This window comes from Pseudomonas sp. NPDC090208 (genome assembly GCF_044746785.1).
In the GTDB taxonomy this organism is placed as follows: domain Bacteria; phylum Pseudomonadota; class Gammaproteobacteria; order Pseudomonadales; family Pseudomonadaceae; genus Aquipseudomonas.
Window position 1 is genome coordinate 140,035 of the sequence record NZ_JBIVCU010000003.1, and the last position, 26,385, is coordinate 166,419.

Sequence of the window (26,385 nt, forward strand, 5' to 3'; positions counted from 1 at the left end):
TAACAAAATTTTGGAGAAAAAGTCGTTGCGAGGGATAATTTGGAGAAAAAGTCGCCTATTTTATTCTTGGAGAAAGCCCGTGGGCTTGAACAAGTTACTGTTTTGTAGAGATTTTGGAAAATGGAAACTTTCGCCTTGTGTGGTGATATGGCAAATGCACGAAAAATTAACAATTGATAGATATTCTCTATTTCCCTCCTATTCTTAATCGTCTAGGATAGGGCCGTTGCACGTAAGACGGCCCCCGCTAAGAGGAACAGGACGATCTTACTTTCCATGACTCATTTTGGAGAGTAGGAATGTCGCTGTCCGCACCGTTAATTTCTGATGCTATTGTCATATACGTTTTTTCTATTGCGAGTAGGGTTGTTGTCCCTAGCTCGCTGGGGAGGCCACTGGCGCTAGCCATCGAATATTTGTGCCGCCAGCATTACGATTGTCCCCCTTCTGAATCTGAGTTGATTATTGATTCTGCGTCGTGCCTCGGTCTCGGGGAGCAGCGGGGTAGTTACTATGTCTAACGACCCCAATGCATCGTTCCCGTATGCCGGGTTGCGCGAAGCAGTACGTCCGAAGGGGGGGCATCTGTATCGTGTGTTTAGCTTAACAAATCATGCTCCTATGACACTTTTTTACCAAGAGCAACTATTGGCGTGGTCGATGCTAGAGTTCGATCCAGCGGTCGTCAGCTTTGAAGCTACCAACCGCTGGTTTGACCATGATAGCGGCGCCATATACATTGCATACTACGTACGATATATAGACTGCGATTGTTTTTTGTATGTTCCTAACCCGTCGCGCACTATGGCAATGCAAGCGCTAGCGAAATACGCTAAGTCTTTCAGTGTGAGGCTATCTCCTTTGATGCCGGAGAAAAGCCCGTTTAATGAAACTCTATTCTGGAATAGAGTTAATATGCTGTCAGTGTTGGTAAGTGTGCGCGACAAACTATCAAGTAGAAATCTTAAGAAATTTGCTAGCTCGATTAGAGGTAGCGAGGTATCAGTTGGCGAGCTAGAACGGATGTCGGCGTATTCTAATCAAGAAGCCATTGCATATGCTTTCGAGTTGGTGCGCATCGGATACTTTTCTATAAGTAGCCTTGGTGATGAACTGCTGAGTAGTTCATCTGTGCTCAAAGTAACGAGAATGGTAAAAATATGAGCGATGCCAAGAAAAGGTTTTCTAAGTTTCAATTGATAAGAGAAAGTGTCGATGTAGCCTCATGGCCAGTGCTCAATATAGAAGCACTGGCGGATGAGAAAAAAGAACGTGTTGAATCGCGACTGAAGGCCTTGCAGGCGTATCTTCTGTATGGCGCTACGGTGCTGGAAATAGAAGAAAAATATAAGGTGTCCTCCTCGTCGCTTTTTAAAATGATAGAAAGGGCGATCATAACTGATTCGGATGGGGAGTTGGTAGGCTTTCGGGCGGCACTCCCCAACTATCGTTTAAATAGCTATAGTCGAAAAGCCCAGGTTGGTGATGCGTCATCTGAGCCAGCGACGAACGGCGATGCCGGGGTATTCGGTCAGTTACTCATGCAACACCCTAAACTGGTGGAGAAAATTAGACCTTGGGTTAAGCAATATAAGCCGCGTGCCGGAGGAGGCGAGAAGCGCTTGGCCTCGTTCCATGACCTTTTCCTCAAGGAGTGCAGAAAACAAGGGGTTACAATGTCTGAATACCCGTTTAACCGGCGAGGCAAAGGGAAGCGCGCCTTGGCCGAGTACATTAAGCGCTGTGCGCGCGAACGGGCAAACGAACAACGGGAAGACTTGGCTAGGCAGTTGGAAGAGCGAATTTATATCCAGGCGTCCGCACCACTGCAGGAGATTCAGATTGACGGACACCAGCTTGATCTGCGTCTCACTGTTCGGGAAAAGGATCAGTATGGTCTGACGTCCTATTATGAGATTATTTGTGTCTGGATCATCTTGGTGATTGATGTATATACGCGCTGTGTTCTAGGTTACAGTCTCGCGCTGGGTCGAAATTACGATCAAACCGACCTGCTTAAGGCTATTTACCGCTCGATAGCACCACATGATAGGCCTGTTTCAGTCGTTCCAGATGTAATGTATAAAGTCGAAGGCGGATTCCCGGCAGAGAAAATGGAGGAACTCGCTTGGGCGACTGGATTGATATACAAAGTCGATAATGCGTTGTCCCACCATGCAACCGACGTTTGGAAGAAAGTGGAAAACTTACTAGGTTCGGTTGTGGACTATGGACCGCCTCATCGACCGAATGACCGGGCGATCGTAGAAGCTTTCTTCAGGTTCCTTATCGACAATTTTTCACATCGGATAGTGGGGAGTAAGGGTTCCCATTCTCGAGATCAAATCATCAAGCGTCTCGCGCCGAAGGGAGGGGACTTATCACTTCTGTTGACGTTGGAGGAGATGCACCACGCGTTGGATATCGTCATTTCCGACTACAATGGCCGGTCGCATACTAGCATCGCTCCGCATTCACCGCTGGATTTGTTTGTGCGGACCGCTCGGGAGTTGGGGTTGTTGTTCAACCGATTAGATAAACGCTTTCACGATATCCACGCCTTCACTGACAAGACTCAATTGGTCAGGGTGCGAAGCGATGGGAAATTAAGTGCTTACATTAACTTCATGCATGTACGCTACCGTAACCTGCCGGCACTGAAGAGCTCAGTTGGTGAGGAAGTGATAATTCAGTGGGATCCTTACAATATAAGCTATGTGAAAGTGTATACTCGTACTGGTGATTATTTGGGTGAGGTTTATCCACCGAGACCTTGGACGACGCCTCATAGCGAAAAGTTGCGCAGCCGATTAATGAGTGCAGTGAAGCACGGGCAAATTGACTACAGCGAGAACTCGCTGGCTGACATGCTGCATGCGTTACAAAAGGCCAATAATTGGGGCGAACGGGATATTGCTACTTACAACCTTAAGCATACCGGCGCAGCGACTTTACCTGTTAGCACGCCGCCACCGCTACCACCCCCTCATCCTCCCAAAGAACGCTTGCGCCGGAGCTATATCACCAAGGATGATAGCCATGAGTAATTACGATCCTACTCTGATTAGACCTTATCCAGTTGAACAGCATCCAGTGGTAAAACGCCAGTACCTCTTGTCGAGCGACCCAATCTCTCATGCATGGGAACATTTGGACAAAGCTATAAGGCGCCGCAGTGGAGGTCTTGTTTTCTGGGGAATGTATCGCGCAGGCAAGAGTAAAATGATTGAGTATTTAGAACTAGAAGCAAAGTCGCGATATCGCGACCTTCCGACCGCAAAAATGGATGCTGAAGTGAATAGCTATGCGTCGCCGAAGGAGTTTTATGTTGGCCTGTGCAATGCTGTAGGAGCCTCAGCTGTTGGCACTGCGGGTGAGTGTAAGCGCCAAGCGATTCAGCGTATGGTGGAGCAGGGCAAGCGCAATCCACCTCAAGTTTACCTCCTGTTTATCGACGAACCTCAGAGATGGACGGACCTCCAACTGACCTGGCTTTGCCAGTTATTCGACAAGCTGGAAGAAAGCAATGTGCGGCTAATTGCCGTGTTGGTTGGACAGCGCGAATTGCTGACTTTTCGTAAGCTATACCTTGAGCGGGGCAACGGAGTAATTATTACGCGACTGATGAATACTATCAATGAGTTTATGGGGCTGCGCAGCATTAACGAAGTCGCATATGTTCTACAAGGCTATGACACCTTAATCGAAAGCGACCCAGACTGGCCCTCGACTCGTTTTTTCTTCCCGCGAGCCTACGCGCGAGGGTTCAGGCTCGAGGACTGCGCCACTGTCATTTGGCAAGCGTTCACCATTGCTATCGACAGTCAAGGCAGATTCACGGAATGTCGAGTGCCGATGAAATATCTGACTGGCATCGTGGAAATCTTGTTCTCTGAATATTACGAACTCGACGATGAAAGTTTTCAACTTAAGCAATCCCTCGTGGATCACCTGCTGTCCGAAGTATTTTTTTTCGATTACCTGACAATGGCTGATGTGACTATTTATGGCCGAATATCCTGAGTTACATTACTCTGACGGGGACAAGCTCACGTTATGGGGTAGCCGTTGCGCTGATATTAAGTGCTGGCCGCATGAGTCGATATACACCGTGCTCTCGCGGTTCGCGCAAGTAACAGGGGTGCCAGGAAACGCGATTGAGCGAGGGTTCAAGTCGACGCGGCGCCGTATTACCCAGCGACCTGGAATAGCAGGTCTCGAAACGCTCGCTGTGTTGAATCTGAGCGCCGCAGTAAAACGTCTGGGTGTCAGTTGGAAGGTCATTGAAAGCATGTTCCTTCGGGTCGCCCCCTTTGACCAGGGTGATGTGTGTTCCCCCTACTTACGATTTTGCACGATCTGTATGGGGGCTCGTCGCCACTTTGTGTTTTTTCAGAGAGAGCAGCTGCATCGCTGCCCGTTTCACCATACGGTGCTGCTTAACCGCTGCCCTGCATGCGGCCACCATGCAGAATACACCTGGGGCGCGGGATTGTTCTTGCTGCCGTTTTGCTGCCCGGCTTGCAAAGTCCCCTTGGCGGGGGCTCAGGTGCGGCAAAGCTTTTTCGATCTACTTACGCCGCATCGTGAAGCGCTATTTCAGCGATACGGTCGTATACCGACATCTACAGAGGGCTCTCACGCAGGGAATCTGGGCTGTCCTGGTTTTCTGCTTACGCATCCGAAGATGGCTTGTTTAGACTCCTTCAACCAAGAGCAACCCCCATTGCTTGAGCGGCGTGTAAGCGAGGTCAACTGGTCTCTTGAAAAAGGATTTGTCCAGGCGCGAACGCTGCTAGGTCACAATGGTAAGTTGCAGGAGGCCAGCGAGGTTGGGATTCGTGAATTGATTCAATGCCTCAAGTCCATCCTTCGACACGTGCGAAAGGCCTGGCGACTTCGATTACTTACCTGCTGCCCATCCCGAGCGAGCGAGGAAAAGAGGGGCGTCTATCAGCTCTTTTGTGAGAGCTGGGGGATCAGCCAGGATTCGATTACGCCAGAGCGCGCTGCTGCTCGCTTGGAGACGGCAGTTGGAACTTGGCTTGCCTGTCACTATGACGCTGGAGATACACGGCACTGGCCTCGATCGGCCTGCGCATGGTTCACAACACATAGCTTCTCGTCACATGTGCTGGACAGTCTCAGCCGTTGTGCGGAGACATCGGCATGGTCATCCGATGTGGACCGTGCTTTCATCCTGGCGTACGTCGCAGGAAAACACCGACCAATCTGGCCGCTGGAATTGATACACGAACATGATCGACGATCATACCGACTCCTGCGCCAGCAGCGTTTCTTGAGTCAACTGCTCTATCAAGAACCAACCCTGTTGCTGGATGCTGCCTCGAAGTAGGCTCATCGTTGGTGGCTATCATCATCGTTTTCTTGATCGGATTCCGAGGGTGGCATTTCGCGCGGATGTAGGGCAAGCAGGCTTGCCATCTGCAGCATGGCGCGTTGGCATAGACCATAACGGCAACCGCAGACTCTCCAGAATCCGCATCGAGGATTGGTTTCCGGGGGGCCAATACCAACATTTTTACTTAAATCGATCTTTTCCGTGGTATCACTCGTAGACTGGTGAGAGCGTCTCGATGTTTTTTTTTGCGTGAGTTTAAACAGTCGCTCACGGCATTTTTCGAGGTCGGCTCGAATCCCTGTCGAAAGGTATTCTTGAGCGCGTAATTTCAGCTTGAGGTTTTCGCACTCTGTCAGCAGTGCCGTTTGTGTCTGTTTATCGCCATAATCACGTCTCAATGATTCCTCGTACTGACTGACACGATGCATCGCGGTGATCACAACCGGGTGCTCACTGGTCGGGTTCTCGGGGGTGAGTGGAAAACGCTCAGGCCACAGGAGCACGGTTGGTCGAATTCTCAGTCGTTCGTACGCCAATCTCTTACCAGCAAGGTCAGCCAATGCAGCTCTCAAAAGATACAGTTCCCAGAACTGAGCTTCGCTGATACGCGCCGTTTCTTGCAGGCATTGGTGCTTATCCTCTAGCGTCTCTAGTGCTGATTGCTGGGTGCGAACCTTCAGTTCAGCGTGGGTCAGATCATTTTGGCAATTAGTGAGGCGCTCACGCAGTTTCTCGTTCTCTCTGCATTCGCTGTCGAGCGCTTGCTTTAACCTGTACAGCGCGAACTCCACCATACGTAGGCGCTCAACCAGATGCTGTTCTTTTTTGTTTGTCGGGCGCACCGGTGTCGGCGGAGGTGTTTGGTTCGCAATTGGTCGGCTGGCTTCCTTGGCCAAGGCTGTTAGTTGAGCTTTAATCGAGGCGGCAGAATACCCGCCGCCTAAGTGCTCGCTAATCGACTTTGGGGTTGGCACCCGGCCCTGGGCGGTCAACGAGTTCACAGCTTGACGAACTTGCTTCTGAGTCACGAGCGTCATGGCGGCATCCTTGAGTGACCTGTCAATTGGGAGAAACTTGCGATTCAAAGCCCGCTTGTGTGGGTGAACTCCACCCTGTGCCGAGACCGCTCCACTCCGAAACCCTGCGGTACCATGGATGGCCACTCTCGGTCATCTGAGAAGCTCTCATGGCGGACTCTGCGGCACAGGTCTGAGCCCGTTTCCAGAAGTATACCGCTACATGGGGCTGGTCAAATTTCTCTCGTTGATTGGCCAGCATTACCTGCCCTTTGGTAATGCCAGTGCCTATTAAGACCTCCTCGAAGGAGTCTCGTGAGTTTCGCGGCAAATGGTAGGGTGGAAGCGCTTGAGCACGTGGTTAGGAGGTCGTGGCCAGCGTTTGGTGTGGGATCGGATCAGCCACCGCTCGATAAGGATACTACGGCCGAGCGCGCATCCAATTTTATGAGCGAACGATAAACACTGAAAAATGCCGCTAGGGCGGCACAGGCTCATCGGGGAGGGGGCTCTCCTTTTAGTCGTTGGTCCCGCAAAACTAGAGGAAGCCTGACACCGTACGTGCGTGGTTAGTCGCGCGGGGCGGGGAATTCAGCGACCGGAGTTAGCTTTGTCCGCTCTCGTCGGCGCGCTCCGCTGCAGCAGTAGCATTCGTTAGCAACTGGCTAGCCCGACTATCCAGCAGCGAACCTGCCTGAAAATAACCCATGACAGTGCCAACACTGCGATGTTCGGTCATCGCCATGACCTCACCCAAGGGCACCCCCTGGCGTCCAGCTTCCGTGACAAAGCCGGAGCGCAGGCTGTGCGCAGCCCAGTCGCCTTCCAGACCGGCCAATTTTGCGCGGCGCTGGACGATGCGCGCGACCTGGTCCGCAGATAGGCCTTGGTCACCGATCTTGCCGCCTTTGTACACGCGCCGAAATAGTGGGCCGCAACTGGCCGGGGCGGCGGCGAGCCATGCAGCCAGCGCCTGCGCTGCCGGTCCGCGTAATGGCTTTTCTCGCCGCACCCCGCTGGTGTCCGTTTTGGTCGCTCCCAGGGTGTACAGCCAGGTATCGCCATCCAGGGGGCGCACATCATTGACCGTGAGTTTGACAACTTCGGATCGCCGTCGACCACCGCCGCTCCAGGTCAGGAGCAGAAGGGCGCGATCGCGGATGCCGCGCACGCCGTCGCTACAGGTGGCCAACAGCTCCTGTAGGGGTTCGAGCACCGCCGCCGTTTTCTTGCGCACCTGCACACCCTGCCGGCTCTGCGCCTTGCGCGCTTCGCGCAGCAGGGTTCTGACGGTGCTGGATTCGGTGGGGCTTGGCCATTGATTCACCTGATGCCATTTGCTCAACACCGCCAATCGGTGGCTGACAGTGTTGAAGGCCAGTGCGCCTGTTTTGCTTTTCACCTTGGCCGCAACTAATGCTGCGTCAATCGGTGGCGGCAGCAGATGTGCCCAACCGCCGTCATCCAGCGGCCGTGCCAGGTGATCGACAATGAACTGCATGGCAACGGTGTCAGGCAAGGGGCTGTCGCCCAGCGCGCGGCCGTAGCGCAGCTGCAGCCACGCTGACCAGTAGGCGAGGGCGCTGCAGTAGCTGCGCACCGTATTGGCTGCCGTGCCGGCGGCAATGAAAGCTTTTGCAGCCTGTTGAGCGCTATCCGTGAGCTGATTCAGCTCCAGCGGGGCATCAATGACAATTTTCAATTCATTCGTTTTATTCATTACGTTCAACGTAGTAAAATAGTCATTGTCAGAAAATAGAGTCGGATAAACTTCATTTATCAGACCTAATATAGCCGGAGGTGGCCCGTGGCGGTAGGAGTTCCAGAAACAGACGTCTTTGCCGCTGCAGATACGGTATTGGCAAGAGGTGAGCGCCCAACAGTCGAGCGCGTCCGCCTTGAATTGGGCCGCGGCAGTCCTGCACGCGTTGGTAGCCTGTTGGATCAATGGTGGGACCGTTTGGCTCAACGGTTGAGAGGTGAAACTCGCCTCCCATCATTGCCGTCTGAGGTGTCGCAGGCGTTTTTATCGATCTGGCAGCAGGCGGTTCAACTCGCCGAAGCCGTAGTGGAACAATCGCTAGACGAACAGCGTAAAGTCCTTATGGACGAGAGAGCCGAAGTGTTTGCGATAGAGGATGCTGCTCGACAGGAGGCAGCTCAGTATCGTCAGCAAGCCGTAACTGCAATCGCGCAGCAGCAGTTTGCTGAGCGCCGACTGGCTGATCTGGAGCGTCTGCTCGAGCAGGGTCAGCGACAAATCGATGACCTCACACAACAACGCGATGGATTGAAGGCTGAGTGCGAAATCGGGCGAGAGCGTATCCAGACGGTAGAGCGGCAGTTGCTCTCGCACCGGTATGACGCAGACCAGGCGCGTAAAGCGCAGGAAACCTATGTGAAAGGAGTGGAAGAGCGTGCCCACCGGGAAGTCGACCGCGCCCGTGAGGAAGCCAAGGCGACTGGTGTGCAACTTAAAGAGGCAGGGAAGCAGTCGGCCCAGTTGCAGAAGCAGCTAGACACAGCGCTAAAAACCTTGGACCTCATCAAACCCGAGTTGGCGGCGGAGAAGGCCCTTGCAGCTCAAAGCGCTAGGCAAGTGGCTGAATGGGAGGCCAAATTCGCCGTCCATTCCACCCTTCTTGAAAACGCGCAGCATGCCGCAACGACACAGCAAGTGAGGGCAGAAACCTTGGAGCAGGTGATTACCCATTTGCGCTCACAGGTGCAGCCGATTCGCAGGAAACGTGTCACCAAACCTGCGGCAACGAAAGACACTTAGCCTCGGTGTCAGAAGTTTGCTGATCAGGTTTGTGAAACTTTAGTCGTCTGAGTGCTCAGGGAGCTTGCCTTTGGAGGTCAACGCGTGGTGTGGGATGCGTCCTATGACGGTAGACGGATTGCCATACATCGACGCCACCGCCGTATAAAACCTGTTCGTGAACACTAGGCATGGTGCGCTTGGATGGACTCTGGCGTGTGCCAGCGCTGAGCGTACCAGCAATCTGGTAAAAGGCTCCTATGCGCCCAACGTTGTGCCTTTCAAGTTGTACCGAAGAGTGATTTGACCAGCCACTTCCATCAATGGTTTTCTCACTCAAAACAAGCGGCGCTCATCTCCCAACCAGAGTTTGTCTGGATATTAAGGTAAGCGTCGCTTCAACAGGACTGCGAGTGGCTGCTTTCGAAAGCTGCCACTCGCCCAGAGGCTAGGTGAAGCTGCACACAAGAATCTCAGCCCTGCCTGCATCAACACAGTGTTATCGGACCAATATAATGCGAAGGTTCATCTGCGGAGTTGCCATGCAATGCACGTTTGATACGGTAAGTTTTTTGCAACTTACAAGAAAAGGTCACGTTCCTGATCAAACATGTCAGCCACTTCATCGGCAACAACTCGGATGGATACGTCCTTTCGATCGCGACTGCGCGTCAATACAAACACCTCCCGGCTGGAGGGCACTGCGCCAAGGTCGCACACCCGAAGTGTCGGGTCCGCTCGCCCGATATAGTGCGGAATCAACGCCAGTCCGATTCCTGAGCGGGCGGCTACGGCATGAAGAGCCTGATCTTTGGCGCGAAATGCGATGCGAGCACGGGGGAAATGCCGGGCCACCCACTTTTCTTGCGCCAAGTGACCATCGGCCTCATTGAAGCCGATCAAAACCAGATTGCTTCCGGCTTCAAACGAGTGACAGGCCTCCTCCGTTCCATAGAACCCAAAGCCGACACTGACAAGCGGACGCGCGATGATATTACCGTCCTTGGGCCTGTCGAAGCGGATGGCAATATCAGCTTCATGCCGGTCGAGGCTGATGGAACGCAAGGCAGGGGAAAGATCTATATCCAGCTTGGGATAACGGGCTGTCAAGGCAGGCAGCCGCGATATAAGAAAGCCGCCAGAGAGGCCGGGCGAGGCACTGATTCTGACAAGACCGGAAGGTGTGCCGTCCTGCATTCCTCGACTAAGAGTCTGTGCGGCTTGCTCCATGTCGCTTGCCGCTTCAAGCACGTGTGTACCCGCCAGCGTCAATGCGTAGCCGTCAGGTCTGCGCTCGACGAGCTTCTCGCCAAGAGTCTCCTCCAGCGAATGGAGCCGCCGTGCGATCGTCGCATGGTTGACCGACAGCGCTCGCGCGGCGGCAGACAGGCTTCCATGTCGTGCCAGCGCCAAGAAAATCCTGACGTCTTGCCAATCGAGGTTTGTGCGTTTTTGAACAGTCATTGGGCGAAGATAGGTAATTTTCGAACACCTGACAACGGCTTATCTTCTGCTCACCAGACAAATATGCAGGAGTCAAGCTATGTCCAACGTACAGAAAGTTGCGATTGTGACCGGCGCTTCACAGGGGATGGGTGAGGCCATCGTGAATGCGTTTCTGAAAAAGGGGTACGGTGTCATCGCCACCTCGCGCTCCATTCAGCCATCCACAAATCCGGACTTGATCACCATCGCCGGCGACATAGGCGATCCCGAGACGAGCAAAAGGCTCGTGGCAGCGGCGCTGGAGCGCTTTGGTCGCATCGACACGCTGGTCAACAATGCCGGCATTTTCATTGGCAAAGCGTTCACTGATTACACAGAAGACGATTACCGCCTGAAGTTGAAGACTAACGTTGATGGCTTTTACTTTGCCACTCAGGCAGTCATTCCTGTGATGCTTGATCAGGGCAGCGGCCATGTCGTTCAGATTACAGCCTCGACGGCAGAGTTCGCCAGCTCGCGCGCTCCTGCCTTCATTGCCATGCTTACTAAAGGCGGCATGAATTCGGCTACCAAGAGCCTGGCGATCGAATACGCCACGTGTGGGATTCGTGTTAACGCTGTCGCGCCTGGTGTTATTCGCACGCCGATGCACAACCCTGAAATTATCGAGCAGTTGGCAGCCTTTCATCCCATGAACAAGCTTGGCGAGGTCGAGGACATCGTCCGTGCTGTTCTCTACCTTGAAGACGCCGCTTTCTCGACCGGTGAGATCCTGCACGTTGATGGCGGCCTTATCGCTGGCCGTTGAAATTTTCGGAGGGGGCGCCAAGCGCGCTCCCCTTATTACCTTGGAGTTTCCAATGCCAATCGTAAATATCCTAGTAACCCGGGAAGGCACGACGCCAGGGGCGGACCGGACCACTGCCGACCAGAAAGCAGCTGTTTACAAAGGCATCGCCGATTTGCTCTTCAACGTGATGGGGAAGCCTCGCGAGGACACGACCGTGATCTTCCACGAGCACGAAATCGACGACATCAGCCAAGGCGGGTTGCCATTGTCGGCTTGCCGTCGGCACCGTGCCTAAGATGGTCTGACGGACGCTTGATCACAGCTCAGCGTCTCGTTCCCGTGCTTCTCGCACGAAACGGATGGGGGCAACCGGCGTCGGTATCGACTATCAAAGCCGCGGGCGGCTACCTCGCGCTGTCCCGGCGTTCATCGATTTTGCCGCTGACACGATTCATGATCTGGGGCTGATGAGCGTTGCACAGCGCCCTGAAAATCGTTCACGTCAGGGGTGATGCGCGTCGTCGAACCTGAAAAACGAGCAATTATGGATAATTAAATCTATTAACTGTTGATTTGGTCGCCAAAGAAAGGCCTAATGATCGCGTTATAGATAAATTAATCCACTAAAGGCTTATCGATATGACCCCCCTCACTAAACGCTTCACGGGAAAAATTGCCCTTGTCACCGGAGGATCCCGCGGTATCGGGGCCGCCATCGTCCGCCGTCTTGCCGAGGAGGGGGCCGCAGTCGCCTTCACTTACTCAGCCTCAACGGCGAACGCTGAGTCGCTGGTCGACAAGATCCGCGGCGAAGGAGGCAGCGCCCTGGCAATCAAGGCGGACAGCAAGGTCGCTCTGGAGGTCGAGCAAGCGGTCATCAAGACGATCGAGCACTTCGGCGCTCTGAATATTCTAATCAACAACGCTGGCGTCCTCGGCCTGGGTACCGTCGATGAGTTCAGCGTCGAGGCGTTCGATGAGATGTATGCGGTCAACGTTCGGGCGACCTATGTCGCTGCGAAAGCCGCATCGAGATTTCTGAAGCAGGGTGATCGCATCATCACCATCGGCAGCGTGTCGGGTCAGCGCACTGGCCTGGCGGGAGCCAGCGCGTACTCGATGACCAAAGCCGCAATCGGCGGTATGATCCGCGGCCTGGCGCACGACTTCGCTGCTCGTGGAGTCACCGTCAACAACATTCAGCCCGGCCCGATTGCGACCGACATGAACCCGGCAGATGCTCCCTACATCGACCACGTTATCGGCCTGATTCCGTTGGGTCGTTTGGGTACTGCCGAGGAGATCGCAAGCCTTGCTGCTTACCTGGCCAGTGCGGAAGCATCGTTCGTGACGGGCGCCAGCCTGACCGCTGATGGTGGCTTTCTGGCGTGACCCGATACGTTTTTCATCCCTGAGGCAGTAGTTGTGGCAAGACCGAGACAATTCGACCGTGACCAGGCACTGCTTCAGGCGATAAACGTGTTCTGCGAAAAAGGCTTTGCGGCGGCCTCGACAGATGAACTGATGCATGCCATGGGCTTGAGTCGCCAGAGCATGTACAACGCCTTTGGCGATAAACGCCAACTCTATGTCGAGGCCCTGCAACAGTACCAGACCAACAGCATCTCCGATCTCGCCTGGCGCTTGGGGAAAGACGCAACGCCGCTTGAGTCTCTCTACAACACCCTACTGTCATTTGCGTCGCGTGTTGAACGCGAAGGAACGGCAGGGTGCATGGGCGTCAACGCCATCTGTGAATTCGGGCTCAGTGACATCGAGCTCAATCAGCTCAATCAGCACGCGGGACAAACCCTTCGCAAGGCGCTTGAAGATACGTTGAGTCGATGTATCGAGGCTCATGAGCTTCCGGCCGGGATTGATGTCGCCGGCGCTTGTGATTTTCTGCTTTCTACGCTGAGCGGAATGAAGGTGAGTGCGAAGGGCGGCATGAGCACCGCGCAGCTCAGCGCGATTGCTGAATTCGCTATCAGGGCCCTGAAAACCCTTGATTGACAAGGTTGCCAGCGAACATGAACCCGCCATGCGAGCCCAGCATGCTGTGAGTGACAAGAAGTCGGGGGAGCCCTCTATGATTGAGCTTTCTGCAGTGTTTCTTCGATCCCGCCGGGTATGCTTACCGTTTTCAAGCTGCCAGCGTTGAGGGTGCGATGGATCAAGAAAGCGCCAAACTACCTTTTCAGCCGGGCGATCATTTGACTTCGTCTGCAGAGTTTCCAACCGATGCCTCCGAACGCCTGCAACTGGCGCTGGCTGCAGGGGCGATCATCGGGACATGGGTCTGGGACATTCCCAATGATCGTGTCACGGCTGACGAGCGGTTTTCTCATACCTTCGATATTCCGCTTGATAGATGCTTGGCGGGCATTCCGATTGCCGAAGCTTTTGCCTCTGTCCATCCAGATGACGTCGAAAGGCTCACTCAGGAGATCCAGGACACCATGGCCCGTGGTGGCGCTTTCAGGTGCGAGTACCGTGTCCGTCACGACGATGGGCATTACCGCTGGGTCGAGGCCAATGGCCGGGCCGAACTCGATGCCACCGGCAGGGCGATACGCTTTCCCGGCGTGCTCATGAACATCGAGTCGCGCAAGCTGGCCGAGGCGGAGCGCGACAGGGTTGCCGCGCTGCTGAGAACTTTCACGGCGGCGGTGCCGGGAGTTGTTTACGCCAAGGATCTACAAGGCAGAATCCTCGTCGCCAACGATGGCGCCACTCAGCTGATCGGCAAACCGCCGGCGTTTTATCTGGGTAAGACCGATCTTGAAATTCTGGAAGACAAGCTCCAGGCCCGCCAGGTAATGGAGACGGACCAGCGCATCATGCGCAGTGGTCGGGCTGAGCAGGTCGAGGAGCGTGTGGACATGCCTGACGGCTCGGCCACCACCTGGCTTTCAGCGAAGGCACCGCTGCGGGATGAGTCGGGTTCGGTTGTAGGCCTGGTGGGTTCTTCCATTGATGTGACCGCAAGGAAAAGTGCCGAGGCTGCATTACTGGAGCTTAACCGAACGCTGGAAGCGCGAATCGCCGATGCGATTGCCGAGCGGGAAGTTGCGCAGGCTGCCTTGCGTCAATCGCAAAAAATGGAAGCGATCGGCCAACTGACCGGCGGCATCGCCCACGACTTCAACAACCTGTTGGCAGGCATCATCGGTAGCCTGGAGCTGGTCCAGATGCGCCTCCACCAAGGGCGGACAGGGGATATCGAACGATACATTTCCGTGGCTCACGGGGCGGCCCAGAGAGCTGCCGGATTGACACACAGATTGTTGGCATTTTCTCGCCGACAGACCCTGACTCCGGTACTGACCGATGTCCATGTGCTGATCGCTGATATGGAGGAACTGATTCGTCGGACAGTGGGACCTACCATCCGTCTCAAGGTCGAGACGGGCGCAGCATCATCCTTGTGTGTCGTGGATGTGGCTCAAGTGGAAAACTCATTGCTCAACCTGTGCATCAATGCCCGCGATGCGCTTCACGGCGTGGGGACTATTGCCATCACCACGTTCAACCAAATCCTTGAGCAAGGCACCGACCCGGATTCGGAGTTGCCATCGGGAATATTTCTGACGATATGCGTGACGGACACGGGTATGGGGATGAGCGCCGAGACACTTGCCAAAGCGGTCGATCCATTCTTCACGACCAAACCGGTTGGCGCCGGTACCGGTCTGGGTTTATCCATGGTCTATGGCTTCGCCAAGCAATCGGGTGGGCAGTTGAGGATCGAATCGAAAGAGGGCGAGGGCACCCGCGTGTTTCTCCAATTGCCGTGCGATGCCCGACCGCTTCAGGCGTCGCCTCAACAACAATCACCGACCCGGCAACCGACCGTTGCCGTCCACGACACCGTGTTGGTGGTCGACGATGAGCCGACCGTCCGCTTGTTCGTCAGTGAAACGCTGAGTGGCCTGGGTTACACCGTGATCGAAGCAGCCGATGGACTGGCAGCTCTCCAACTCCTGCAATCAGACGCCCGCATTGACTTGTTGATTACTGACGTCGGTTTGCCAGGCGGTATCGATGGGCGCCAATTGGCCGAAGAGGGCCGCTGGTGCAGGTCGACATTGCCTGTGCTGTTTATGACCGGCTATGCCGAACCTCAGGTGTTCAGCGCGAGTTCGCAAGGATCACCGGGTAAGGTGCTGACCAAACCCTTTGCGTTGGAAGTGTTGACACGGGAGGTCAATGCCCTGCTGGGGCATACCGATGAGCCAAGTGGATAGCAGGGCTTTTTTGGAACCGGTGAGGTGCTTTGGGTACCGGCTGCTCTTCTGCACCCGGCCCCAACCGGCTCAAGCAATCATCAATGCCCCCCTGGCATTTCTTGTCATCACAACCGGATGATGACGGACTTCAACTGGGTGTAGTGCGACAGCGCATCGACACCCTGTTCGCAACCATAACCACTTTGTTTGAACCCACCACAGGGCGTCTGGACAAAGCCGCCGCTGTATTCGTTGACCTTGGGGCGCGCGTTGCAGCGCGACATGATTGCTGTGCTCGTAGGCGGCCCACAGCGATTGATCGTCGTCGCGTCACCGGAGTATCCGCGACTGCTGCATGATCATGACGCGTTTGTGCGAAAGCGGGTGATGGCGGGACGCCCTTCGCTTCGCCCTCATCGCCGAGGCTTTGAGTAAGGCTCAAAGCCCCGAATCAGGACTGATCAAACGGTTTTCGATCCAGCAGGCAATCGATGAACGCGCCGAGAGCAGCGGGGCGGTGCAACCTGTTCGAGTAGTAGAGGAACAGCCCGGGGCGCGAGATCGACCATTGCGCCGAGACTTGAACCAATCGTCCCTCGGCCAACGGCTCAGCCACGCCATCTCGTTCAAAATGATAGGCGATACCCATCGAGGCCGCGGCCGGGGTGGCGTTCATCAACACCCTCGGGCTGCTCGGCGGTTTTGTGGGACCTTTTCTGTTCGGCCTTGCCGAGAAGGCGTCGGGCCTGAGTTCGTCCGGTTTTCTGGTGATTGTGGCGGCCGCTGTGCTGGGGCTGTTGCTGGTGCCGTTGTTAGGGATGGCCATCAACGCAGAAGGCCGTCGTCCGTTGGTTGACAAGACGCTTATCGAGTCGAGGGTAGGGAGGCGCTGTGAAGATTGTTGATTTACTCAAGCCGGCTGCACATCTGAAAGCCGTGATAACAGGTGGCGCTGCGGGCATCGGCGCGGTGATCGCCCGAGCTAATTTATAACCTTCACAAAAGGAAAATCACATGAACAATCTCATTGATTCGGCTATTGAGGCGGCCGGCGGAGCGGTGCGGTTCGAGGAGGTGTCTCAGCAAGGATTGTCCTCGTTCGCGATGACAACGAGCGGGAATCCTCCACGTCACGCTAGTTGTCTTCCGCACTGCGGTTTGGATGGCGTTGAGCCGCGCTGTGCATCACTTGCTGCTTAGTGGGCTACTCCATTTTTTAGCGCTACGATCTGCGTCATCAACGATAATGCAATTTCTGCGGGCGTGTGACTGCCAATGTACAGCCCTATCGGGCCATGCAGACGGCTGATTTCCTGAGGAGTAATACCGAGTTCAAGCAGGTACTCCCTACGCCGCGTCGTGGTCTGTTTCGAGCCGAGCGCACCTACGTAGAAGGCTCGCGATTTCAGAGCGGTCATAAGCGCCATGTCGTCCAGTCGAGGGTCATGAGTCAAAGTCACTATCACAGTTCGCTCATCGGGTTTAATGGCTTCGACAGCGTCATCGGGCATGCCCGGAACGAGAGTTACTCTCGGATCGTCGAACTCGACCGCAAACTCAGGGCGTGGGTCGCATACCATCACTTTGAAACCCAGGAGCAGAGCCATCTCGGCGGCATAGCGGCTGACCTGACCCGCTCCGATCATCATCAGCCTCCAACTGGGACCATGAACCGCTTCCATCTGATGCTCATCAAACTGAAAGCGATCATGGGGTAGGGCTTCAGTCAATCGGACATGTCCACTGGTGATGTTGACCACTCGCTTGCTCAACTGTTGGTGTTCGCACCGCGAGACAAGCTCCTCAACCCAATCCCACTTGTCTATTTTTTCCTCGGTTAAACGCAGCGTGCCGCCGCAGGGCAATCCAAATCGCGCGGCTTCTTCACGTGACAGTCCGTACGCGATCAGACGAACTGGCGATTGATTCCCCGCTTTAACTTCACTTGCCTGGCGGTGAATGAGGTCGTCCTCAATACAACCACCTGATACTGAGCCGATGACGGCTCCATCTTCGCGTAGCGCCAGCATCGAGCCTGGTTGGCGCGGTGCGCTTCCCCAAGTCTGGACCACGGTATACAAATGCACACCGTGTCCCGCCCGGCGCCAAGCCAGTACGGTACGCAACACGTCAAGGTCTACGTTATCCATGTGACGTCCATTCCGCCTAGCGTCGTTGGGTGATAGCTTCGGCCGCAACGGTACTGTTAGTCGTGCCAAAGCGCTGGAGGGTGTATGTGCTCACCGCGGCCAGTTCCTGGTCATTGTAAGCTTTGGCAAATGCAGGCATGCGTTGCTCTACCCTTGTAGCGGGATGCCCGTGCAGGATGACGCCTATGAGGTTATGGGCCCCTGGATCGTTTACTGTTTTCAAGCCCAGGAGCGTAGCTACAGGCGTCTGATTGCCGTGACCGTCTGGTCGATGACACGACGCGCACGCGTCAGCAAACACCTTCTGGCCCAGCGCTGGTTGAGCCTTGGTGTTTGCAAGTACAGCTGGTTCAGGCTTAGCCACGCCGTCATTTCGAGCTGGCGATGATTTCAGGTACACCGCTATGGCCTTGAGATCCTCTGTGCTCAGGTATTGCAGGCTATTTTCGATAACCTCAGCCATAGGGCCGCTAGCTGTCCCAAAGCCTGGGGCAGAACCGGTTCGTAGGAACCTCACTAAAGCTCCTTCGTCCCATGCACCTACGCCATGTTTGGCGTCAGAGCTGATGTTGTAGGCATTCCAACCTTCGATGACATTACCGGCCAAGCTCCGGCCGTTATCGAGCGCTTGCATCAGGTTACGCGGCGTATGGCATTCGCCGCAGTGACCCGGCCCCTCTACCAGGTACGCTCCGCGGTTCCACTCAGGCGTTTGTTTCAGATTAGGTATGAAACGTTCGTTATCGTGGAAAAGTACATTCCAAAATGCCATTCCCCAACGCTGGTTAAATGGGAATGACAGCGTATCGGGTTGGCTGGTTTGGCTGACGGGGGGCTGATTGAATACGTAGGCTTTGATCGCCAGTATCTCGTCCCGGGACATTTTGGTGTAGGCCGTGTAAGGAAAGGCCGGGTAGTAGTGTTTGCCATCTCGACCGACGCCTTTCTGCAAGGCGTCAACAAAGTCATCGTCCGTCCAGGCCCCGATCCCTGTCTGCTTATCAGGTGTGATATTTGGCGAATACAAAGAGCCAAATGGCAGCTTGAACTCGACGCCGCCGGCAAAGGGTTTGCCACCCGGCACGGTATGACAAGCTACACAGTCTGCAGCACGAGCGAGGTATTCACCGCGTTGTATCTGAGTTTCATCGGCTATTGCAGGTAGGCTCGCACAAGTAAGAAATGCGAGACTCAGCTTTGTGGTCAAAGTTTTCATCGGGCCTCCTCAAACCGTGTAGTAGCCGAAGCGCGCCAGAGGTAGCCTGCGAATACGCGTTCCGCTGGCAGCGTGCAGGGCGTTAACAAGGGCTGGCGCTATCAAAGCGGTCCCAGCCTCGCCCACCCCCCCAGGTGCTTCGACACTTGGTATGAGGTGCACTTCTACGGGAGGGGCGTCGCTCATACGCAGCACCCGATATTGGTGGTAGTTAGTCTGTTGAACCTGACCCTTATCAATTAGGATTTCGTTGAACAAAGCCGCAGATAGGCCGAACAGTGTGCCCCCCTCAATTTGAGCTATCACAGAGGTCGGGTTGTGAACAAATCCACAGTCGATGACACTAACCAGACGTTTGATCTTGAGTCCTTTGTCGCCATGCATTTCCAGCTCGACCATGGTACCCACGTAGCCACCAAATACATGGCTCACGGCTATACCGCGCCCGGAACCGGAGGGTAGTGCGGTTCTCCAGTCTGATTTTTCCGCAAGAATACGCAGCAGGTTTTGCGCTCTAGGGTGCTTGCTCATCAGAGCAAGTCTATAGTCCACAGGATCCGCTTTTGCATTACGCGCCAGTTCGTCGATAAAGCTTTCGTGGACATATGTCCCGCGCAACTGTCCGACACCCCGCCACCATGAAACAGGAATGGCTTTCGGTTCTTCACGAACAAAATGCACTTGCAGGCCTGAAAGGTCGTAGATCGGCTCTACGGATACATCGACCGCATCAAAGTCTACCCCGTCCGGTGGCAATCCTCCGAGATAGCGCGCCACGATGGAAGCACCAGCGATACGATGCTGCCACGCGACAGGCTGTTTTTTCGCGTCCAGAGCGGCTTCGATCCGATCCACATAATGCGGTCGGTACATGTCGTGAGTCATGTCCTGCTCGCGACTCCAGATCATCTTGATCGGATAGGGAACCTGCTTCGCTATCTTGACTGCCTGTGTGATGAAGTCGAAATCCAACCTGCGGCCGAACGCACCGCCGATTAGTTGGTTATGGATGTAAATCTGTTCTGGCTTGAGGCCGGTTATTTCCCCTGCGGTCATCTGGGCAAAACCGGGGACTTGAGTACCGACCCAAAGGTCACATCGCTCAGCGGTCACGTGTACTGCGCAGCTCATGGGTTCGAGCGGCGAGTGGGACAGGAAGGGCTGCTCATAGACCGCCTCAAAGCGACTGGTCGCTTTGCTTAGTGCGGCTCCCACATCCCCCTCTTTTTTTGCGATGACGCCGTCGGCGGTGCTCGCTTTTTGCAGTGCGGCGTCTATCTCTTCTGAGCTGATGCCCGCGTGCTTGCCCAGATCCCAATCAACAGTCAGGGCCTGTAAAGCTTGTTGGCAGGCCCAGAAATTCTCGGCGGTTACCGCAATCGCATTGTCCAAGCGCACTATGTCGCGCACCCCAGCGACTTGCCGCGCTGCGCCTTCGTCCATTGATCGGAGTGTTCCCCCATACACCGGGCAGGTGAGGGTTGAAGCGATCATGGCACCTGGGATTTGAAGGTCGATGGTGAAGCGAGTTTTACCATTGACCTTGTCAGGGGTGTCCATTCTGGGGGTCGGCTTGCCTAACAGCTTGAATGCCTCAATAGGCTTGAGAGGCACCTCTTTGGGCAATGGAAGCTCCGCTGCATCGTCCACCAGCTCCCCGTATCCCGCAGATTGTCCGGCTGGGCCCGTGACGCGACCTTGCTCGGCGTGACATTGCGAAGGTGCTACTTTCCAGCGTTTTGCGGCTGCTTGAATCAGGAGAATGCGAGCAGTCGCTCCGGCCCTACGCAAAGGTTCCCACGTGTACCGGGTTGAGGTAGATCCACCCGTTGCCTGGAAGGTGAGAAGCGGATCGGTATAGAGCTTGGCATCCGGCGGAGCCTCCTCTAGGTCGACTACATCCAACCCCACCTCCAGCTCTTCTGCCACCATCATCGCGATGCCGGTGTGAATACCTTGGCCCATTTCGATCTTCGGCGAAATGACGGTCACTCGACCATCGACACCTACTCGGACGAAGGCCCCAAATCCTTCATTAATGTCACCTAGGCGAGGGGAGGTGATCGCTTTGGCCGCTCCTTGGGCTCGTATCGAGGGCAACCAGGTCGTCAAAATTAAACCACCAAGAGCAATACCGCTGCTTTGCAACAGACGCCGACGGGAAATACCTGGCGATTGCGAGGATGAGTCGGACGTGTTCATAGACTCACCGCCTTGATTGCAGCGCGCACTCGGGTGTAAGTCGCGCATCGGCAGAGATTCCCGGACATTGCCAAATCGATAGCCTGATCATCGGGCTTAGGTGTGTGCTGTAGCAACGCACTGGCTGCCATGATCTGACCAGATTGGCAGTACCCACATTGGACCACTTCATGAGCCAACCATGCCTGCTGCACTGATCGTCCGACGGGAGTTTCGCCAACGCCTTCGATTGTGGTGATAGTGTGTCCTACGGCTGCACTGACAGGCAGTACGCATGATCGAACTGCCGTCCCATCTAGGTGGACGGTACAGGCACCACATTGAGCAATGCCGCAGCCATATTTTGTTCCCGTCAAACCCAATACATCACGCAGAACCCAGAGCAAAGGCATCTGGTCCGGCACATTCAGTTGATGGTTCTCGCCATTGATATTCACGGTCTGCATCACGGTTATCCCCATATCGTCTAGCGCACAGATATTTTTTGAATGTGATCGTGCGTGGTTGGGTTTGCCCATAAGGTTTCCGAGGTTCGGACTTAGGGATATCTTGATTTTATCCGTCTAAAGCCTCGGCACAATTTATACCGCGGTATAGTTGTAAGCCGCCTGAGGTCGGCGTAGGGGAGGCTAAGCCGTGTCGATTATGCTCATGGCTGAACTGTGTTAGGCGACTTAAATTTCAAAGGGCTCATAGTTGGTCTTCCGGATGCATTTTAGCCTGATGAATGCTTTGAAAAGGGCGCGATGGAGGTCTTTCTAAATACGAGCAGATATTTCCCACATGATTACCACGATCATTGATTAGTGCGGGGTGATGAACGTTGCTATGACGTGCCTTACGTTGACGTTTCGTATGAAGGTAATCGCGCAAAGAAAAGGCACGAAAAAACAGCGTATCGAAAAAAATCGCTCTCTGTAACGTGCATGTCAATGCTCTAGAAGCTGTCAATATTTCAGTATGTATCGTCGATGAGGTTATGTGGTTGTTTGAGCCTGCTGGCTGTACGGAAATATAGTTCTAGCAAGGGTACAGAAGTTGTCAGTGGCTGCGCGTTCTCGTGGGGCATGGGTGTGTGAATGGTTCACGTAGGATCAAAGTAAAATACTGTTACGCATTCGATTTAAAAGATTTGTAGGCGATACGTCCTTGATTTTACGAGTACATTATTGCAGCAGAGGAGTTGCGTATCGCAGCGAGCATCATTGATGCAGCTGACCCCGCATTGGAAGTCGCTAGGTTACTTGGCGTGAAGCGCCTTACGGGCCCTGCGCGTCAGCGGATAGAGCGGATTTTGCGGGCGCAAGGCGTGAGTAGTTTGGAGCCCTTTCGCAGGGCTCCGCTAATGCAAGAATATCGATTCAGACTGAGTGCCAATCCCGCCGTGGGGACCAATGGAAACATAGCCGGATCGAAGGCGCTCGGCCCTGGCCGCTTTCATCCGATTCTGTTGAAAAAATTGGCTTCGATTTCCACGGCAGAAAAGTACGCGTCCGAGATTGAAATCTGTGCTCTGCGCAGAAGGTTCAGGATTCAGATTCACCGCTCAATGCGTGAATAAAAAGACCGGGGCGACTTTTTCAACAGAATCGACCCAAAGCGGACTCTCAGAAGGCCGCTTCAGGACGCTCCCCGTTCGATTACATCGCCAATTCGCTTTCCTTGATATTCGCAATAGGTCCCAGGATCGACGCATCAAACTCTGTCAGCGTGCGGCCCTCGGCAAATCGGTTCGGGTAGTCAGGGTTTGCCAATGCCGCCTTGCCGATCGCCAGGATATCGACGCCGTCGCCCAGCACGGCGTTGGCATGTTCTTCCTCATGCAGGCCGCCGTTGGCGATCAACACGACCCCGGGTGCATAGCGACGGGCCAACGCGGCCAGGCTCTTTGTACTGTTCGCGAAAGCGGGTTGCCACGCTTCAAATTCGGTCACGTGGATGTAATCGACGCCGGCGTCCTTGAGCGAGCCGAAGATGATTTCGGCGTCGTGCTCACCGTTTGCCCACTTGTGTCCGAAGTCGTTGACCTTGCCTTGGGAGATGCGAACGCCGACGGGGGCGCTACCTACCGCCTCACGGACGGCCTTGATCACTTCCAGAATCAAGCCGACGCGTTGTTGGGTGCTGCCACCCCAGCGGTCGTTGCGTTGATTGCTGAAGTCGGTGAGGAACTGGTCAAGCAGGTAGCCGTTGGCGCCATGGATCTCGACGCCATCGAAGCCTGCATCCAGCATTGCACGCTTGGCTGCCTGGGCGAACCCGGCGATGGCGTCGGCGATGTCTTCGTCCGTCATGGCAACGGGCACCGGGTACTGGCCTTCCCCGAAGTAGAAGCGCATTTGCTCGCCTTTCGGGCGAACCGCCGAGGGGGCTGCGGTGTGCTGGGTGAAGCGATTGCCTTGGCTCAGTGCCCCGGCGTGCATGAGTTGTGCGAAAACAGCCGCTTCCTGAGGGTGGATTCGGTCTGTGACTGTGCGCCATGCTTGGGCCTGTTCAGCATCTGTCATGTCGGGCTGGAAAGGGTAGCCCTGGGAGAAGCGCTGGTCGGTGTAGATCCCTTCGGTGATGACCAGGCCGAACCCGCCTTTGGCGAAGCGTTCGTAGTAGCGCACCATCGCGTCGGTCGCGACGCCGGTTTGCGTGGCGCTGACGCGAGTCATGGGGGCCACCGCCAGGCGGTTGCGCAGGGTGAGGTTCTTGATATCGAAAGGCGTTAGAATCGATGGGGTCGAATGGTTCATGGCTGCACCTCGTCTTCAAGCGTAGTGGGCGTAATTGCCTGTTGTTAGCGATACTACGGAGGTGTCATGGCCAGACCAAGCTGGCTTGGTGTGAAGCAGGTATAACGTAAAAGGATATAATCATGCTGATTGCCGACCTGCGTATCTTCCTCGCGGTCGCCACTGCGCGCAGCCTGTCGGAAGCGTCGCGCAAGCTGGACGTGATGCCCATGCAAGTGTCACGGCGCATCAATGCGCTTGAGCAGGAACTGGGCGTGCGGCTGTTTCAGCGCACTACCCGGGCGGTGTCGCTTACTGCCGAGGGCGAAGCGTTCCTGCCTTACGCCCACACGATGGTCGAGGCTGAGGAGAGTGCGCTGGAAACGTTGCAGCCTTCTTCTAGCCAGGTGACAGGGCTGTTGCGGGTGACGGCGCCCAGCGTCTTCGGGCAGTCCATTGTCTTGCCCATGCTGCCGCGACTGTTGCAGCAATACCCTGATCTGCGCGTGGAACTCGACGTTTCCGATACGGTGGTCGATCTGGTAGGCCGCGGATTTGACCTCGCGCTGCGGGTCGCACCTCTGGCCGATTCCGAACTGATTGCCAAGCGTGTCGCACCCAACCCGCGAGTTCTGTGTGCGGCCCCGAACTATCTGCGACAGCACGGAACGCCCTCCACGCTGGAGGAACTTGAGAAGCACTCGTGCATCGTTCTTCAAGCCGTACCGAGATGGCCGTTCGTGGTGAACGGCGAAATCGTGCGCAGACGCGTAGAGGGACGGGTGATTATCAGCACTGTTGGCGCAGTGCGCGACGCAGCAATTGAAGGTTTGGGGATTGCCATGCTGGCGTACTGGGACGTTCTGCCCCAGTTGCGAGACGGTTCTCTGAAGGAAATCCAGTTAGCGGACGGAGAAATGGAACAATTGTCTGTCTGGGCTGTTACCCCGACTCGGCAGTATGTTCCTGCCAGAGTGAAGCTTTTCTTGCAGATGCTCGAAGCCGATATGGCCGCGCGGGTTCGGAGCACCGTTTCGAAATCTTGAATGTCCGCAGATGGTTCAGACTGCGTGCTCAATTACCTTCAACTGTCGGGCAACGTCCTGCCGGAGCAGGTAGACAGAAACCGTGAGCAACACCAGATCCTTCAAAAGAAAGGCCGCGACAATAGTCATCGCAGGGAAACCGCCGGCACCTTCATGCCATGCTCCGGGGGCAAACGGCATGATCGTGACGGTACCGATGAAGGTGGCGCAAGACCCCAGAGCGCCCAGTATCCCCAGTTTCTTGTTCCAGAAACCCAGGAAAATTAGCAGGCCAAACGTCCATTCAGCAGTACCCAGGAAGACACTGGTGCCTTTGACTCCCAAGACCGGAATCGTCCAGGAGATCAGTGGGCCGTTGGTGATCAATGGCAGCAAGTCGGTGATCTCGGCAACGAACCATTTGTCATAGCCGAACCAGACAAAAATGACCACCATCGCGGCGCGCAGCAGGTGGTAGTCGAGGTCGCGTTTCATGAGGCCCGAGCGCCCGAGAAGATTGACCAGATCGTTCATGGTTGCTTCCTCTGTGCAACTGCGTGGTTTGCGGCACAAGCGATGGGCCTCATGAGTGGGATGTGAGTGCGAGACATTGGAAACTCCATTGAGTGTTAGGTATTCGTCAACGGAGCCATGGTATGGCGATTGGATAACACCTTTAAGTCTTAAACGTCTCTAAAAAATGCCCTAAAGTATCATGGCGTAAACTGTGTCGACGCATGGAATCAACACACTGGCGGCGGGCTTCATATCGTGGGAAACAAAGTGACCCGCCCATGGCATTGACTTGTGAAGGGCGGTGCTACGGCGGTCAGTGGATCACTTCGATGATGCGAACAGCAATATCCCCGGCATAGGTGGCGGCGCTAAGTGGCCCATATCCAAAAGTTCGACGACGGCTTGCGGATTATCCCGATATGAGGCCTCAGGGTCCGAGGGGATGAAGAATGGGTCGTGGTTGTCCTAGACAGCCAGCTTCTGGACCTGAGACGTAGGCAAGAGCACCTAAAGTTCCGGGTGCGGCTTTAGCTTATTGGCGTAGTCCAGAAACAGATCAAGCGGGATGTCCTTGTTCCCTGGTCGCTCCATCTACAGAGCATCCAGTGTGCCGGATCTGGGGTTATCAGCTCTGGCTGTCTGACGCCGTGTGCTTACGGCCACCTACTGCCTTCCATTGCGTATCTAAAATCCGCATATTTTTAATAACCTTAAATTGTGCTTTTAAAAGGTTATTTTGTATCCGCTCTGTTTCGTCTGTAGGAGCGTTCTCCAGGTCTGACGCCGGCGCTCGTACTGTCCCCCATTCTGATTGGTGCAGCCAGCCGAGCAGCTCTTGCGCATCGCCAGTCTAGGTAATGACATATCCGCCTTCAATGCCATGTAGTTAGGAAATGGCAGCGCAAGGGTGTCTGCGCTGACGCACTTCGCCGGACCGTGCAAATGGCAGTTC

Annotated in this window: 21 protein-coding genes and 1 pseudogene; 11 read left to right on the forward strand and 11 right to left on the reverse strand. The window is 55.1% G+C overall.

The annotated features are described in order from the left end of the window. Window positions 1-513 precede the first annotated feature (513 nt). From ACIPL0_RS06400 to ACIPL0_RS06410, 3 genes are read left to right on the forward strand one after another with little or no spacing between them, the layout of a single operon-like run. Window positions 514-1,164 carry a hypothetical protein gene (locus tag ACIPL0_RS06400; protein WP_400595801.1) on the forward strand — a complete coding sequence of 217 codons (651 nt, stop codon included), beginning with the start codon at window positions 514-516 and terminating at the stop codon, window positions 1,162-1,164. Next, a complete protein-coding gene (locus tag ACIPL0_RS06405; RefSeq protein WP_400595799.1) occupies window positions 1,161-3,047 on the forward strand; it encodes a Mu transposase C-terminal domain-containing protein in 1,887 nt (628 codons plus the stop codon). The genes ACIPL0_RS06400 and ACIPL0_RS06405 overlap by 4 nt, the downstream gene beginning before the upstream one ends. Then, window positions 3,040-4,023 carry an AAA family ATPase gene (locus ACIPL0_RS06410; protein WP_400595797.1) on the forward strand — a complete coding sequence of 328 codons (984 nt, stop codon included), beginning with the start codon at window positions 3,040-3,042 and terminating at the stop codon, window positions 4,021-4,023. Before ACIPL0_RS06405 ends, ACIPL0_RS06410 begins: the two co-directional genes overlap by 8 nt. 1,335 nt (window positions 4,024-5,358) lie before the next feature. On the opposite strand, the gene ACIPL0_RS06415 is transcribed toward ACIPL0_RS06410, so the two are convergent. Next, window positions 5,359-6,399 (reverse strand): DNA-binding protein, encoded by a 1,041-nt coding sequence (locus ACIPL0_RS06415; protein WP_400595795.1) that lies wholly within the window; start codon window positions 6,397-6,399, stop codon window positions 5,359-5,361. A 583-nt stretch (window positions 6,400-6,982) separates the two neighbouring features. After that, entirely contained in the window at window positions 6,983-8,107 is a 1,125-nt protein-coding gene (locus ACIPL0_RS06420) for a site-specific integrase (protein ID WP_400595793.1), read from the reverse strand. A 78-nt stretch (window positions 8,108-8,185) separates the two neighbouring features. Between ACIPL0_RS06420 and ACIPL0_RS06425 the strand changes: the two genes are divergently transcribed. Beyond that, entirely contained in the window at window positions 8,186-9,160 is a 975-nt protein-coding gene (locus tag ACIPL0_RS06425; protein WP_400731338.1) for a DNA-binding protein, read from the forward strand. Window positions 9,161-9,718: 558 nt separating this feature from the next. Here ACIPL0_RS06425 and ACIPL0_RS06430 read toward each other — a convergent pair. Continuing rightward, the gene (locus ACIPL0_RS06430) at window positions 9,719-10,603 is read right to left on the reverse strand and encodes a LysR family transcriptional regulator (protein WP_400731339.1); all 885 of its coding nucleotides are present in this window, start codon (window positions 10,601-10,603) and stop codon (window positions 9,719-9,721) included. 79 nt (window positions 10,604-10,682) lie between these two features. Here ACIPL0_RS06430 and ACIPL0_RS06435 point away from each other — a divergent pair, with 79 nt between their 5' ends. The 5 genes from ACIPL0_RS06435 (at window position 10,683) to ACIPL0_RS06455 (ending at window position 15,622) form a co-directional block, all read left to right on the forward strand. Further along, window positions 10,683-11,393: an SDR family NAD(P)-dependent oxidoreductase gene (locus ACIPL0_RS06435; protein WP_400731340.1), complete on the forward strand. Its 711-nt coding sequence runs from the start codon at window positions 10,683-10,685 to the stop codon at window positions 11,391-11,393. A gap of 52 nt (window positions 11,394-11,445) precedes the next feature. Continuing rightward, on the forward strand, window positions 11,446-11,670 hold the full coding sequence (locus ACIPL0_RS06440; protein ID WP_400731341.1) for a 4-oxalocrotonate tautomerase family protein: 225 nt from the start codon (window positions 11,446-11,448) through the stop codon (window positions 11,668-11,670). Window positions 11,671-12,014: 344 nt separating this feature from the next. Then, on the forward strand, window positions 12,015-12,767 hold the full coding sequence (locus ACIPL0_RS06445; protein WP_400731342.1) for an SDR family oxidoreductase: 753 nt from the start codon (window positions 12,015-12,017) through the stop codon (window positions 12,765-12,767). Window positions 12,768-12,854: 87 nt separating this feature from the next. Next, complete coding sequence (locus ACIPL0_RS06450; protein ID WP_400731343.1) at window positions 12,855-13,388, forward strand: TetR/AcrR family transcriptional regulator; 534 nt, start codon at window positions 12,855-12,857, stop codon at window positions 13,386-13,388. A 155-nt stretch (window positions 13,389-13,543) separates the two neighbouring features. Further along, the gene (locus tag ACIPL0_RS06455; protein WP_400731509.1) at window positions 13,544-15,622 is read left to right on the forward strand and encodes a PAS domain-containing protein; all 2,079 of its coding nucleotides are present in this window, start codon (window positions 13,544-13,546) and stop codon (window positions 15,620-15,622) included. Window positions 15,623-15,729: 107 nt separating this feature from the next. Here the strand turns inward: ACIPL0_RS06455 and ACIPL0_RS06460 are convergent. Beyond that, window positions 15,730-15,861 (reverse strand): annotated as a pseudogene (locus ACIPL0_RS06460) (aldehyde dehydrogenase family protein); the annotation flags it as partial. A gap of 194 nt (window positions 15,862-16,055) precedes the next feature. Next, window positions 16,056-16,280, reverse strand: a complete 225-nt coding sequence (locus tag ACIPL0_RS06465) for a hypothetical protein (protein WP_400731344.1) — start codon at window positions 16,278-16,280, stop codon at window positions 16,056-16,058. On the opposite strand from ACIPL0_RS06465, the gene ACIPL0_RS06470 reads away from it, so the two are divergent. Continuing rightward, window positions 16,270-16,509: a hypothetical protein gene (locus tag ACIPL0_RS06470; RefSeq protein WP_400731345.1), complete on the forward strand. Its 240-nt coding sequence runs from the start codon at window positions 16,270-16,272 to the stop codon at window positions 16,507-16,509. The genes ACIPL0_RS06465 and ACIPL0_RS06470 overlap by 11 nt on opposite strands. A 291-nt stretch (window positions 16,510-16,800) precedes the next feature. Here ACIPL0_RS06470 and ACIPL0_RS06475 read toward each other — a convergent pair whose 3' ends face one another. From ACIPL0_RS06475 to ACIPL0_RS06495, 5 genes are all read right to left on the reverse strand, one after another. Continuing rightward, window positions 16,801-17,754 carry an XdhC family protein gene (locus tag ACIPL0_RS06475; protein ID WP_400731346.1) on the reverse strand — a complete coding sequence of 318 codons (954 nt, stop codon included), beginning with the start codon at window positions 17,752-17,754 and terminating at the stop codon, window positions 16,801-16,803. Between the two features lie 16 nt (window positions 17,755-17,770). Then, window positions 17,771-18,970, reverse strand: a complete 1,200-nt coding sequence (locus ACIPL0_RS06480) for a cytochrome c (protein WP_400731347.1) — start codon at window positions 18,968-18,970, stop codon at window positions 17,771-17,773. A 9-nt stretch (window positions 18,971-18,979) separates the two neighbouring features. Further along, a complete protein-coding gene (locus ACIPL0_RS06485) occupies window positions 18,980-21,172 on the reverse strand; it encodes a molybdopterin cofactor-binding domain-containing protein (protein WP_400731348.1) in 2,193 nt (730 codons plus the stop codon). Further along, a complete protein-coding gene (locus tag ACIPL0_RS06490; RefSeq protein WP_400731510.1) occupies window positions 21,169-21,618 on the reverse strand; it encodes a (2Fe-2S)-binding protein in 450 nt (149 codons plus the stop codon). Before ACIPL0_RS06490 ends, ACIPL0_RS06485 begins: the two co-directional genes overlap by 4 nt. Window positions 21,619-22,812: 1,194 nt before the next feature. Beyond that, on the reverse strand, window positions 22,813-23,913 hold the full coding sequence (locus tag ACIPL0_RS06495; protein ID WP_400731349.1) for a tRNA-dihydrouridine synthase: 1,101 nt from the start codon (window positions 23,911-23,913) through the stop codon (window positions 22,813-22,815). 122 nt (window positions 23,914-24,035) lie between these two features. Between ACIPL0_RS06495 and ACIPL0_RS06500 the strand changes: the two genes are divergently transcribed. Next, window positions 24,036-24,938 (forward strand): LysR family transcriptional regulator, encoded by a 903-nt coding sequence (locus ACIPL0_RS06500; RefSeq protein ID WP_400731350.1) that lies wholly within the window; start codon window positions 24,036-24,038, stop codon window positions 24,936-24,938. Between the two features lie 15 nt (window positions 24,939-24,953). Here the strand turns inward: ACIPL0_RS06500 and ACIPL0_RS06505 are convergent, their stop codons facing one another. After that, window positions 24,954-25,451, reverse strand: a complete 498-nt coding sequence (locus tag ACIPL0_RS06505; RefSeq protein ID WP_400731351.1) for a YkgB family protein — start codon at window positions 25,449-25,451, stop codon at window positions 24,954-24,956. Between the last annotated feature and the right edge of the window lie 934 nt (window positions 25,452-26,385).